The organism is Salinivibrio sp. VGrn1 (assembly GCF_009377995.1).
Classification (GTDB): Bacteria; Pseudomonadota; Gammaproteobacteria; order Enterobacterales; family Vibrionaceae; genus Salinivibrio; species Salinivibrio siamensis.
In genome coordinates this window covers 1-12,908 of record NZ_SATA01000005.1, presented here as the reverse complement: position 1 = coordinate 12,908, position 12,908 = coordinate 1, and the positions used below count along the sequence as shown (strand labels likewise).

Sequence of the window (12,908 nt, the reverse complement as noted above, 5' to 3'; positions counted from 1 at the left end):
TAGACTGCCTAAAAACACTGGCATAATCGCAAGGACGCAGCATGCATGATGAACGCAAGGCGCTGATATTCGCCCTATCAGCCGTCTTACTTTGGTCGACCGTCGCCACCGCATTTAAGATAACGCTACGCTATATGTCGCCCATACAGATGCTGGCCGCCGCCAGTGTCGTCTCTGTGGTGATCCTACTCGCCATTGCTACGCTCCAAGGCAAGTTGGGCGCCATCTGGCCAACCTTTCGCGCGCGACCGGGTTACTACCTTGTATTAGGACTCGTCAATCCACTGATTTATTACTTAGTCCTATTTAAGGCGTACGATCTATTACCTGCCTCATTAGCGCAGCCTTTAAATTACAGCTGGGCCATTACCTTAACGTTGATGGCAGCGCTTTTCTTAGGGCAGACGATTCGTCGTCAAGATTGGATTGCTGCGGCATTGGGGTATTTCGGCGTGGTAATTATTGCCACCAAGGGACAACTATTTTCGCTGCAATTTGATAGCCCATTGGGGATTGGGTTGGCATTATTATCGACACTACTATGGGCAGGCTACTGGATATTAAATACTAAAAACGCTGCCGATCCTGTAGTCGGGATATTATTAAGCTTTGTCCTTTCGCTACCCATTTCTCTTACTTTGGCGGGGCTAACCGCATCGTGGCAAGGCATTCCATGGCAAGGGTGGCTCGCCGTGAGTTACGTTGGTCTTTTTGAAATGGGCGTGACATTTATGCTGTGGCTGAGCGCGATGAAATATACTCAGAATACCTCTCGGATCAGTAATCTGATATTTATATCACCGTTTATTTCACTGCTATTACTCGCCACCATTATTGGTGAGACCATTCATCTAAGCACTTTAATTGGTTTGATGTGTATTGTGGTGGGATTATTAATTCAACAGCGCACAGGCAAGCGTGACAAACCGTCCGCTGCCAGTGCGTCGTCATAGTCATTCATGTAAAGCTCAGTGGCGTCACCTTATGGGCGCCACAATCACACAGTGTGGACTAGGGGTTAGCCAACTTTACGCTGTGTCATGTACTGATAGAGCTCGTCAGCAGAAAGACCATCTTGCAGTAAGCCTTGGGTGATTTCTTCAATGCGCTCAGAACGGCGCTCTTCAATCACAGAATTAAATTGGTAAACCAGTTCACGCAAGTATTTCAGTGGCACTTGACGTGCAGCACTGCGTACACGCTCTTCACTTTGGCTACCTAATTCTTGCAGTAATTTGCCAAACATGATTTTTTCTGGCGATTCCTCAAGTTGTTCGAGGACGCGCGCCATTTCGATTGTCGATAATGACATAGTGTGTAACTGACCTTTGAGATAAAAACGAAAAGGAATGAGCGTTAATTCGATTTGCTTAGTAAATATACTCCGAACCACGCACTTTTAGCAAAATAAAAAAACGCTGGCCGAAGCCAGCGAAAAGGGATGATGGGTTGTCGAGACCCCTGCGTTTTTCACGTCTTATTATACTTTGCCAACTGAGACGTTGTTTTTATTGATTTTCTTACTGTTTTACCGTTGCTGCATGCCATTGCTTCCCAACTGGGGACCACAAAATCACGAGGCCAGGCAACAAGAGCCACATATGTACGGTCATCAGATCGCTGGCCGATAACCCCAAGCGCTGGGTTAAGCTGACCAAAAGCCCTGCACCACTCATTTGGAACAATCCCAATAAGGCTGCCGCTGTGCCAGCACGGTCAGAAAATGGGGCTAAAGCGGCGCCGGCTGACGCGCCTAACACCCAAGCAAAGCCAAATGACGAGGTAAAAATCGGCAACATAAAGGCCCAAGGCGTCGCAATAGAGCTTAATGCCAGCATCAGCCCACCCGAGCCTACCAGCATCATCAAGCCAATATTGAGCGCACGGCGGCTACCAAATTTTTGCATGTAGCGTGGTGCTAGCATCGCCGCGGCAATGTTTAATGCCGCGTTGGCACCAAACCAAAAAGTGAAACTGTTCATGGAAATACCGTACCTATCCATCAGCAATACAGGCGCGGAGGTGACATACGCTAAGATCACCGCCATAGCCAGCATGCAAAGGATGATGTGGTAGGTAAATGTTGGTACACGTAGCACTTGCCAATAACGGCGTACGCTAAATAGGCGACCCGAAGTGTCCGTGTGCGCAGGGCGTGTCTCGGGCAAAAAGACCATCACTAATACCAACCCTAATACCGCATAACCGAGCATAAAGGTGAAGTTAGCGCGCCAGTCAAAGACTTGGGTAAGCCAGCTCCCCAATAGCGGCGCCAAGGCAGGAACAAAGCAAATCGCGCCATTAAGATAGCTAATCATGTGGCCGCTGCGCTCTGCACCGAATCTGTCACGCACCGCTGCAAATGCACACACGGAAGTCGCGCACGCGCCAAAACCTTGTAGCAAACGCGCCACCAGCATCATATCCATCGAGGTGGCGAGCCACGCCATCAAAGAGCTCAGTCCATAGAGCAGTATGCCAATGACGGCTACAGGTTTGCGACCAAAGCGATCAGCCAACGGGCCAGCGAACAGCTGACCTAAGCCTAAGCTAAACATAAACCAAGTGATGGTATCCTGTACCAGCGTCGGGTTAACGTTAAAGTCTCCCGCCATATGCGGCAACGCCGGTAAATAAATATCAATCGCCATCGGGCTAAACAGCACCAGTAACACCATTAAGGCGACCAGTAAGCGATTCGATGTCGGTGAATCAGTGTGTGACATTGGTTACTCCTCTATACAGGCACGCAGTATAGTGGCTTCAGGATATGAACCATAATGGTTTATAGTAAAAGCAGTTATTCCCAAGGAGAATACCTGTAATGGATTTGGACCAGCTGCAGCGCACCGACCTTAATTTATTGGTGTGCTTACATGTATTGTTGGAAGAGTGTAATGTCACGGGCGCGGCAAAACGGCTGCATTTAAGCCAATCGGCAGTGAGTAAAAACTTAGCCCGACTTAGAGCGCAATTTAACGACCCGCTTTTTACGCGAGCGGCCCACGGGCTCAAACCCACCGTTCGAGCGCAAGCCTTACAGGCCAAATTACGCGCTTTACTCAATGATGTTGCGGCGATGACCGAGCCGGATCACTTTCAGCCGCACTTAAGCGATCGCTGTTTTCGCTTTGCCCTCGTCGAGAGCGCCTATCCATTGCTACTGCCACAGTTTATTGGCGATATGCTAGAAGCGGCCCCAGCTATCACCCTTAATACCGCCGCTTGGGATCAAACCACCTTTGATGGGCTTGCGCGAGGCAATATCGACTTTGGCATTACCGGTAAAGATTTAAATCCCGCCGATGCCATGCTGACCATGATGCCGCCCAAAGGCGTACGCTACCAAGAGCTTTGCCAAGATCACCAGTGTGTATTGATGCGCGCTGATCACCCGGCACTCAAGGGTCCATGGGATGAAGCGCGTTACCTTGGACTGCGACATGTACAGGTGAAGTGTGATGGGAATGACCGCTGGCTGTTGGACTATAAACTGGCAGAGCGTAATATTGAGCGTGACATTGCCATGTACGTGCCAGATTTCAACAGTGCGGCGAGCCTGTGTACCTATACCGACCTGGTGTTTACTTCACCAAGCCAGTTTGCGCATTATATTGCCGCGTCGCTCAATTTGGTGGTAAGGCCGTTACCGACGCCAATACCGCCGATGGCGTACACCTTGTTTTGGCATCAAAATCAAGAAAATGACCCGGGGCACCAATGGCTGAAAGCCTTGATTATTTCACGCTGTCAGCAATTTAGCCCAGCAAAATTGTAGCCTATCGCCAATCGCGCTAGGGTCTAACCCACTGGTTTTTTACGCGTGGCCGAACATGGCAAGTTCACCCCATACAAAGAAGGAAGAATAATGGACGCGACCCTTACCAAGCGTATTGAGCAGCTAAGACACTGGCTGGCTCAACACGATTATGACGCCCTACTCATCCCCCATGAAGACGAATACCTCGGTGAGTATGTGCCTGAGCACAACGAACGCCTTCACTGGGCGACCGGCTTTACCGGCTCAGCAGGCGCTGCGGTGATCACCCGCGACAAGGCAGCAATTTTTGTTGATGGCCGCTATGTGGTTCAAGTCCGTAAGCAAGTCCCCGCCGGCTTGTTTGACTACTGCCACCTGATTGATGAGCCACCGGTACAATGGGCCCAGCAACAATTGCCAAAAGGTGCCAAGCTGGCTATCGACGCTCGCATGCATAGCGCTGCTTGGTACAAACGCACTCAACGCGCGTTGGATGGGGCTTTGACACTGGTGAGTGTGGAGCAAAACCCGATTGAAAGCTTGTGGGACGATCGCCCCGCCCCGCTTAATAGCCCTGCTATTTTACTGGGTGAAGAGAAAACCGGCCGCGCCAGCTTGGATAAGCGTCAAACCATTGGCCAGCAGTTAGCCGATCAGAATCTTGATGCCGCGGTACTCACTCAACCCGATGCCGTCTGTTGGCTGCTCAATATCCGTGGTCGCGATATCCCACGTTTGCCCGTGGTACTGACCCAAGCGATTATCAAGCAATCCGGTGACGTGACGGTGTTTATCGACCCTGACCGTCTCCCCGAAGGCTTTGCTGCTCACGTAGGCCAAGGCGTGAGCGTCGCGCACCCTGATAGTCTGGTTGATGCCCTGCAAGCGCTGAGCGGTCAACGTGTATTGGTCGACCCAAACGGTGCCAATGCGTGGACACTGGACACCCTCCAACAAGCGCAAGTCACTGTGGTGGAAGCGCAAGACCCATGTGCGCTTGAAAAAGCGGCCAAGAACCCGCAAGAAATCGCCGGTATGCGTGCCTGTCACGTGCGCGATGGTGTTGCCGTGACTCGCTTTTTGGCCTGGTTTGACCGTCAAGTCGACGCCGGTGAACGCCCTGATGAAGCCGTGCTCGCAGACACCCTGTATCAATTCCGCCAACAAGACGATCAACTGGTCGACTTAAGCTTTGATACCATTTCCGCCGCCGGTGGCAATGCGGCCATGTGTCACTATAACCACAACAATCAGCCCAAACCGAGCGTGATTGAGAGCAACAACGTCTACTTGGTCGACTCAGGCGGTCAATACTATGACGGCACCACCGACATCACCCGTACCGTGCCAGTGGGCGAGTGCAGCGCTGAGATCAAAAAGGCCTTCACGCTGGTGCTTAAAGGGCATATTGCGTTAGCGACCGCGCTGTTCCCGAAAGGCACCTCAGGCAGCCAGCTTGATGCCTTAGCACGCCAGTATTTGTGGCAACACGGCTATGATTTTGACCATGGCACCGGTCACGGTGTCGGGCATTTCTTGGACGTGCACGAAGGCCCGCAGCGCATTTCCAAAGCGCCCAATAGCGTCGCGCTATTGCCGGGCATGGTGGTATCAAACGAGCCGGGCTACTATCGCGCCGACGCGTTTGGGATCCGGATTGAAAACCTCGAGTTGATTGAAGAAAAGCCCACCGAGGGCGACATGACGATGCTCGGGTTTGCCTCACTCACGCGTGCACCGATCGATCGTCGTTTGGTCGATGTGAGCTTACTCAGCGAGGCGGAAATCCAGTGGTGGAATCGCTATCATCAAACCGTGTGGGATGAAATCAGTCCCCACCTCGATGATCAAGACCAAGCTTGGTTAAAACAAGCGACCGCGCCGTTAAGTCGTTAAGTCGCGTCTTCACCGAGTATGAAAAACAAAAAGCGTCCGATTGGACGCTTTTTTTATTCCCCTTTCAGGGCTTTCTCGACCGCTTTGGGAGAAAAGCCGCGCAAAGTCGTATCGCCAATGCAAATCACCGGGACACCCCGCGAGCCAGTTGCCGCCAGCAGCTTCTTGCCTTTGGGCGTGGCCGTATCGACAACACGATAACGCAGCCCTTTTTTATCCAAGTAAGCTTTGGCCGCCTCACAGTGAGGACAGCGCGGACCTACATATACAGTAATACGTTTCATGCCCGCATTGTCGCTAACCCGCTGCCGTTTGTGAAGCCATTTGCGCCTGACGCGCGATATCGTAGATGTTATCCCAATCTTTCCACACCACCTCAAAACCGAGCGCACGAACGCTGGCGGCTACCTCTGCCGCGCTGCGCTCATCACTGATAGCAAACTGCTCCAATTGTGGCTCCGGGTTCGCGTAGCCGCCCGGTTGGGTTTTTGACGCCGCGGATAAGCTCGTGACCCCAAGCGGTAACACATTGTCGCGAAAGTGCGGTGACTCACGTGTCGATAGCGACAGCTCCACCTGCGGATTCCACAACCGATAGGCACAAATCAGCTGAACCAGCTGCTTATCCGTCATCACCGATTTCGGCTGCAGCGCGCCCGCGCAAGGACGTAAGCGCGGAAAAGATAGCGAATAGCGGCTTTGCCAGTATTGCTTTTCCAAATAATGCAGATGCTGGGCGGTAAAAAAGCTGTCGGTACGCCAGTCCTCTAGGCCAATCAAGGCGCCCAAGCCGATCTTATCGACCCCTGCTTGTGCCAACCTATCTGGGGTTTGCAACCGGTAGTGAAAGTCGGTTTTATTCCCGCGCTTGTGGTGTTCCCCATAGGTTGGAGCGTGGTAGGTTTCTTGGTACACCATCACCGCATCCACACCTTGTGCCACCAAGGCGCGATACGCCTCGGTATCTAGCGGCTGCACCTCCATCGCCACATGATGAAAGTATTGCTTCACCACCGGTAAGGCGCGGAGAAAATACTCGAGCCCTACCTTGGTTTCATGCTCACCGGTCACCAAGAGCACACTGTCAAAGCCCATTTTTTTGATCGCTTCACACTCGGCGGCGATCTCGGCTTCATCCAGCGTGCGCCGTTTGATTCGGTTTTCCATCGAAAAACCGCAATAAGTACACACGTTGGCGCACAAATTGGAGAGATACAGCGGAATGTAAAACCCCATGGTGTAGCCAAACCGCTGCCGCGTCAGCGCCGCAGATTGCTGAGCCATGACCTCGAGATATCCTTCAGCGGCAGGGCTGATCAGGGCGGCGAAGTCGTCCAAATTACGCGATGACTTGGCCAACGCCCGCTCAACATCTTGACGCGTTTTGCTGTAAATCGAAAGCCGATGATGATCCCAATCGAGTGCCGCCCACCGCTCAGAAAAACTCATCACGCCTCCTTAGCGTCAAGAAACGCGGTTAAGGGGCTAGAAGCGTGGGCGTGATTTTGTGTGCCCGCCAGCCCAGCGCGATACGCACATCGTCCGGCTTCAACCGCTTGTTTGAACGCCGCGCCCATGGCAATCGGATCGCCAGCGGTGGCAATCGCGGTGTTCACCAAGACGGCATCAGCGCCGCGCTCCATCGCTAACGCCGCATCTGACGGTGCGCCAATGCCAGCATCAATGATCACCGGCACACGGGCTTGCTCGATAATGATGTCGAGAAACGCCATTGAGGCCAGTCCTTGGTTGGAGCCAATCGGTGACCCAAGAGGCATCACCGCCGCGCACCCCACCTCTTCCAAACGCTTACACAGCACAGGGTCAGCATGGCAATACGGCAGCACCGCAAACCCCTCATCCACAAGGGTTTTCGCCGCTTGAAGGGTTTCAATCGGGTCAGGCATCAAATATTTGGAGTCGGGGTGAATTTCCAACTTCACCCAGTGCGTTCCCAATGCTTCTCGAGCAAGACGCGCGGCAAAGACCGCTTCTTGCGCATTCTTCGCCCCCGAGGTATTGGGCAGCAGGTGCACACCGAGCTCGCGCAGCGGGGTTAAAATATCATCTTGTATGGCATGGACATCGACTCGCTTTAGCGCCATGGTGACCAGTTCAGTACCACTGGCCGCCAGTGACTCGGCCATGGTCTTGCGACTAGCAAACTTGCCGGTGCCGGTTAACAGTCGAGATGAAAACGTCGTATCCGCAATGGTTAACATGATTATCCTCCGGCAATCGCTTGAAAGACCGCCAAGCTATCGCCAGCGGTAAGTGACGTGGATGACCAAGCATCACGCGCAATAATGGTCTGATTTAGCGCCACTGCGACCGACTCGGCTGGCACCTTCATCTCCTCAATCAATTGCGCGACGGTCGTGGCATTGACCTCTGTCGGCGTGTCATTAATGGTTAACTGCATCGCTTACCTCCCGCTTAGGCTGACAAACCGCACAATGCGGATCCACGGGCAGCGAAAAGTGCTGCCATGTCATGGTTTGTCCATCCAGTCGTGACAAGCGATTGGTCCCGACCGCCTGCCCTAATAACAGCTTTATTCCTTCCAGCGCTTGCGCGGTGGCCATCATGCCGACCACAGGTCCCATTACCCCGGATTCTGCACAGCGTGTGGGTTCAGAAAGCGTCACGTCTGCGAAGGCGCACGCATAACATGCGCTATGCGGTTGATAAACCAATAACTGGCCTTGCCAACCGATCGCCGCTGCGCTCACCAACGGCGTACCAGCCTCTACACAGGCTTGATTGACTGCATGGCGAGTGGCGAGATTATCACTGCAATCAAGGACCACATCCGCCATCGCTACTTCGAGCGCCAGACGCTCACCTTCTAGATAGGCATTGATGGCTCGGCACTGGCAATGTGGATTCAGCGCGACCAAGTTAGCGGCTAGCGACGCGGCTTTATCGGTGCCGATTTGCGCCTCCCGATACGCCACCTGACGCGCCAAGTTAGATAGCTCAATGTGGTCCGAGTCAGCAATCGCTAACTGACCCACGCCAGCGCCTGCAAGATAGAGGCCCGCGGTGGTTCCAAGCCCACCGGCACCGACCATTAACACACGCGCCTTGCTAAGTGCCTGCTGCCCGCACTCTCCAACTTCTGGCAGCATGATTTGCCGGCTATAACGCAGGTATTCACTGTCCGATAGCATCACGCCCTCCTTGTTGTCTGGATGGATTAAGACAGCGGTCAAATGCGTCAATGCGCGCCGCTAAATCAGGCGCTTGCGTCACGGCACGGACCACCGCAATGGCGTCCACGCCAGTGCGCCAAACGTCAGGGGCTCGGTTGAGATCAATACCGCCAATCGCCACCGTCGGGAAGCGGCCATCCACAGTCGCCACCTGCTGCGCTAACGCAGAAATGCCTTGCGGCGGCTCGGCGAGCTGTTTGGTGGTAGTGGGAAAAATATGGCCGATGGCAAGATAACTGGGCGAGAGCGCAATCGCTGCAGCAAGTTGTTCGGGACTGCGTGTCGATACGCCAAGGCGCACGCCTTGTCGTGCGAGCCGGTCAAGATCCGCCTCTTGTATGTCTTGCTGGCCCAGATGAACGCCATAGGCGCCAGCTTCAAGCGCAAGCTGCCAGTGATCGTTGATAAACACCTGGGCATAGTGCGCGCGGCCCAACGCCACCGCACGCTGTACCCAGTCTGCCAATTGGGGATGTCCCGGCTGCTTCACACGCAGTTGCACGGTTTTCACCCCCAAGCAAAGCAAGCGTTCGAGCAAGTCCACATCGTCTACCACCGGATATAATGGGCCTATACCTTCAGACATAGATGCAAACGGGGTCAGGCTCATGACTCCACCTTATCGCTGTCCGCTACCTCAGCGCCTTGTTGTGACGAATGATGGGATTTTTGCAGGTAGAGCTCACTGCCCTTTGCTCGAAACTCTTGCGATTTTTGCTGCATGCCTGCTAACGGGTCTTCCAGCATGGTGACATCAATCGCTTCGCCCGCAGCGGCATAGCCATTTTCTTTGGCATAATCGCGGACTTCTTGGCTGATCTTCATAGAGCAGAATTTTGGCCCACACATGGAGCAAAAATGCGCGACCTTGCCCGACTCTTGAGGCAGTGTTTCATCGTGATAAGCACGCGCCGTCACTGGATCTAATGCAAGGTTAAACTGATCTTCCCAGCGAAATTCAAAGCGCGCTTTGGAAATGGCGTTATCTCGCACCTGCGCGCCCGGATGTCCTTTGGCTAAGTCGGCGGCGTGCGCACACAACTTGTAAGTGATAAGCCCAGTTTTAACATCCTCTTTATTGGGCAGACCCAGATGTTCTTTGGGCGTGACATAGCAAAGCATCGCACACCCAAACCAGCCAATCATCGCCGCACCAATCCCGGAGGTGATGTGGTCGTAACCAGGCGCAATATCGGTAGTCAGCGGGCCTAAAGTATAAAAGGGCGCTTCGTGGCAATGGGTGAGCTGCTCGTCCATATTCTCTTTGATCATGTGCATGGGCACATGGCCGGGGCCTTCAATCATCACCTGCACATCGTATTCCCATGCCACCTTGGTTAGCTCGCCCAGGGTACGTAACTCACTGAACTGGGCTTCGTCGTTCGCGTCAGCTACTGAGCCGGGACGTAACCCATCGCCTAATGACAGCGATACATCATAGGCAGCACAAATCTCGCAGATTTCACGAAAATGGGTATAGAGGAAGCTTTCTTGATGATGCGCCAAGCACCATTTGGCGATAATCGACCCACCACGCGAGACAATCCCAGTCACGCGATTGGCAGTCATGGGCACATAGTGCAAACGCACCCCAGCGTGAATGGTAAAGTAGTCGACCCCTTGCTCGGCTTGCTCTATCAAGGTATCGCGCATCACTTCCCAAGTCAGGTCTTCGGCAATGCCATTCACTTTCTCAAGCGCCTGATACATAGGCACGGTGCCAATCGGGACTGGGCTATTACGTAAAATCCACTCGCGGGTTTCGTGGATATTGCGTCCGGTCGATAAATCCATCACCGTATCCGCGCCCCAACGGGTCGCCCACACCAACTTTTCGGTTTCTTCTTCAATGGAGGAGCTCACCGCCGAGTTACCAATATTGGCATTCACTTTCACCAGAAAGTTACGCCCAATAATCATCGGCTCCGCTTCTGGGTGGTTAATGTTGGCCGGAATAATCGCACGCCCTTCAGCAACTTCTTGGCGCACAAATTCGGGAGTGATGTTTGAGGGTAAATGCGCGCCAAAGCTTTCTCCTGGGTGCTGGCGGTTTAGCTGCTCTTCACGATACTGCTGACGTCCCATATTTTCCCGGATAGCGATAAATTCCATCTCTGGGGTGATAATGCCTTGGCGTGCGTAGTGAAGTTGGGTCACACATTGGTTAGGTTTTGCCCGACGGATAGACGGTAAGGCACTAAAGCGAAGATCATCTAAGGTTTCATCACTAAGGCGGGTCTGCGCATAGTCTGAGCTCACTGCATCAAGAAACTCTGTATCGGCACGCTCATCAATCCAGGCTTTGCGCACTGGCGCTAAGCCTTGGTAAATATCGATAGCACTCTGTGGGTCAGTATAAGGCCCTGATGTGTCATAAACCCGAATGGATTCATTGGCTTCGTACTGCGGATTATCTTTACTGCCACCCACAAAGGTCGGAGACAAATGGATTTCTCGCATCCCTACGCGAATATCGGGTCGCGATCCCTCGACATAGACTTTTTCCGAGTTGGGGTAGGTTTGCGCAGAGAGGGAATCGATAAAAGATTTGGCCTCAAGACGGGCCTGTTTACGGGTCGACATAGCATTACTCCGGTGTTCATTATGGGAATTAATGCTTGCCGGAAAACGCTGAATTGAGATGTGAGCAAACTGGCAGACGCGTACGGTCTGTGATCTGATGCATCTCTTGTTCCCTTCGCTGGTACTAACCAGATCAGGTTCAACGGATCCCACTTAACGTGGTCTCAGCCAATTGGCACTCCGACAAGTTCAACGCCAGTATAAGAAATCACCGCCGCAACAACAAGCGACGTAATGGCATGTTTTTACCTACCCAGTAATGCGTCCTAGCAACCAAGCCCCCATCGCGGCCGCTCCTAAGCACAACGCAAGGTTGAGACCCACGTTTAACAAGGCTTTCACCGTCTCACCATGTTGAAAAAGAAGCAAGGTATCCACTGAAAAGGTCGAGAAGGTGGTGAACGCGCCCAAAAAGCCAATCGCAATCAGTTGACGCCAAGGCACTGGGGCAATCAGTTCTTGGCTCATCGCCGCTAAAAAGACACCCATCGCTAATGATCCCAGCACATTAACCATTAGGGTGCCGTAGGGAAATCCTCGACCAAACACCGCGACGCTCCACTCTGAAACTAAAAAACGCGAAGACGCCCCTAATGCGCCACCAAGTCCTACCCACAATATGCTTACCACAGGGTGCTCCTTTCGATTGGTAAAAAGTCATCATACCGCGACATGTGAACAAGAAACAGGAGGAAGAAAAAGGGAAGAGGGTTAGGGGTGCTAGAAGCATAATGAGTCACATACAAAAAAAGCACCGACAATGTCGATGCTTTGATGTTTGGCAGGGGTAGAGGGATTCGACCGGGCTGGCGACCCAGCCCCCAACACGCTTTTGTGTAGATTGCATGTTCACATCTACCCTTAATCGGCTTACGAGAAGCTTGATGATTCACATACAAAAAAAGCACCGACGATGCCGATGCTTTGGTATTTGGCAGGGGTAGAGGGATTCAACCGGGCTGGCGACCCAGTACCCAACACGCCTTTTGTAGTTTGCATGTTCACATCTACCCTTAATCGGATTACGAGAAGCTTGATGATTCACATACAAAAAAGCACCGACAATGTCGATGCTTTGGTATTTGGCAGGGGTAGAGGGATTCGAACCCCCAACACGCGGATTTGGAATCCGCTGCTCTGCCAATTGGAGCTATACCCCTGTATATAGGTGCCTATTGTAGCGATCCCGCGACAAATTACCACCACCAATTACTCTTCAGACGTTTAATCGCTTATTTATAAAGCAAATCACCCCAACGACTCAATAACAAAAAACCCCAGCTTCTCAGCTAGGGTTTCTAAGTAGTGGCGGAGTGGACGGGACTCGAACCCGCGACCCCCGGCGTGACAGGCCGGTATTCTAACCAACTGAACTACCACTCCGCACCAATTCTGTATGACTAAAGACTTATATCTCTTGGCTTTAATCAATTGTAATCAAAGCCTGGCGATGT

At 52.7% G+C, this 12,908-nt stretch carries 13 protein-coding genes, 2 tRNA genes and 1 riboswitch; of the genes, 3 read left to right on the top strand and 12 right to left on the bottom strand.

All coding sequences use genetic code 11. The annotated features are described in order from the left end of the window. The first annotated feature begins 41 nt into the window (after positions 1–41). On the top strand, positions 42–953 hold the full coding sequence (locus EHW56_RS08955) for a DMT family transporter (RefSeq protein ID WP_077479573.1): 912 nt from the start codon (positions 42–44) through the stop codon (positions 951–953). Positions 954–1,018: 65 nt separating this feature from the next. Here EHW56_RS08955 and EHW56_RS08950 read toward each other — a convergent pair whose 3' ends face one another. Both EHW56_RS08950 and EHW56_RS08945 read right to left on the bottom strand, forming a co-directional pair. Beyond that, positions 1,019–1,312 carry a hypothetical protein gene (locus EHW56_RS08950; RefSeq protein ID WP_069588237.1) on the bottom strand — a complete coding sequence of 98 codons (294 nt, stop codon included), beginning with the start codon at positions 1,310–1,312 and terminating at the stop codon, positions 1,019–1,021. Between the two features lie 208 nt (positions 1,313–1,520). Beyond that, entirely contained in the window at positions 1,521–2,726 is a 1,206-nt protein-coding gene (locus EHW56_RS08945) for a multidrug effflux MFS transporter (protein ID WP_077479574.1), read from the bottom strand. A gap of 98 nt (positions 2,727–2,824) precedes the next feature. On the opposite strand from EHW56_RS08945, the gene EHW56_RS08940 reads away from it, so the two are divergent. Both EHW56_RS08940 and EHW56_RS08935 read left to right on the top strand, forming a co-directional pair. After that, positions 2,825–3,778 carry a LysR family transcriptional regulator gene (locus EHW56_RS08940; RefSeq protein ID WP_152797233.1) on the top strand — a complete coding sequence of 318 codons (954 nt, stop codon included), beginning with the start codon at positions 2,825–2,827 and terminating at the stop codon, positions 3,776–3,778. Positions 3,779–3,868: 90 nt separating this feature from the next. Beyond that, on the top strand, positions 3,869–5,656 hold the full coding sequence (locus EHW56_RS08935) for an aminopeptidase P family protein (protein WP_152797235.1): 1,788 nt from the start codon (positions 3,869–3,871) through the stop codon (positions 5,654–5,656). 53 nt (positions 5,657–5,709) lie between these two features. On the opposite strand, the gene EHW56_RS08930 is transcribed toward EHW56_RS08935, so the two are convergent. The 10 genes from EHW56_RS08930 to EHW56_RS08885 form a co-directional block, all read right to left on the bottom strand. Then, positions 5,710–5,940: a glutaredoxin family protein gene (locus EHW56_RS08930; RefSeq protein ID WP_069361819.1), complete on the bottom strand. Its 231-nt coding sequence runs from the start codon at positions 5,938–5,940 to the stop codon at positions 5,710–5,712. A gap of 13 nt (positions 5,941–5,953) precedes the next feature. Further along, on the bottom strand, positions 5,954–7,105 hold the full coding sequence (thiH, locus tag EHW56_RS08925; RefSeq protein ID WP_152797237.1) for a 2-iminoacetate synthase ThiH: 1,152 nt from the start codon (positions 7,103–7,105) through the stop codon (positions 5,954–5,956). After that, complete coding sequence (locus EHW56_RS08920; RefSeq protein ID WP_152797239.1) at positions 7,105–7,878, bottom strand: thiazole synthase; 774 nt, start codon at positions 7,876–7,878, stop codon at positions 7,105–7,107. Before EHW56_RS08920 ends, thiH begins: the two co-directional genes overlap by 1 nt. 2 nt (positions 7,879–7,880) lie before the next feature. Beyond that, positions 7,881–8,078, bottom strand: a complete 198-nt coding sequence (thiS, locus tag EHW56_RS08915) for a sulfur carrier protein ThiS (RefSeq protein WP_046074603.1) — start codon at positions 8,076–8,078, stop codon at positions 7,881–7,883. Continuing rightward, positions 8,062–8,829 carry a HesA/MoeB/ThiF family protein gene (locus EHW56_RS08910; protein WP_152797241.1) on the bottom strand — a complete coding sequence of 256 codons (768 nt, stop codon included), beginning with the start codon at positions 8,827–8,829 and terminating at the stop codon, positions 8,062–8,064. Before EHW56_RS08910 ends, thiS begins: the two co-directional genes overlap by 17 nt. Beyond that, positions 8,813–9,481 carry a thiamine phosphate synthase gene (gene thiE, locus EHW56_RS08905; RefSeq protein WP_152797242.1) on the bottom strand — a complete coding sequence of 223 codons (669 nt, stop codon included), beginning with the start codon at positions 9,479–9,481 and terminating at the stop codon, positions 8,813–8,815. The genes EHW56_RS08910 and thiE overlap by 17 nt, the downstream gene beginning before the upstream one ends. Continuing rightward, the gene (thiC, locus tag EHW56_RS08900) at positions 9,478–11,454 is read right to left on the bottom strand and encodes a phosphomethylpyrimidine synthase ThiC (protein WP_152797244.1); all 1,977 of its coding nucleotides are present in this window, start codon (positions 11,452–11,454) and stop codon (positions 9,478–9,480) included. Before thiC ends, thiE begins: the two co-directional genes overlap by 4 nt. Before the next feature lie 93 nt (positions 11,455–11,547). Further along, positions 11,548–11,647: riboswitch (TPP riboswitch) on the bottom strand. Between the two features lie 56 nt (positions 11,648–11,703). Further along, positions 11,704–12,084, bottom strand: coding sequence for a fluoride efflux transporter CrcB (gene crcB / locus EHW56_RS08895; RefSeq protein ID WP_069586806.1), 381 nt, complete (start codon positions 12,082–12,084; stop codon positions 11,704–11,706). 453 nt (positions 12,085–12,537) lie between these two features. Continuing rightward, a tRNA-Trp gene (locus tag EHW56_RS08890) sits at positions 12,538–12,614 on the bottom strand. Positions 12,615–12,760: 146 nt separating this feature from the next. After that, a tRNA-Asp gene (locus EHW56_RS08885) sits at positions 12,761–12,837 on the bottom strand. Between the last annotated feature and the right edge of the window lie 71 nt (positions 12,838–12,908).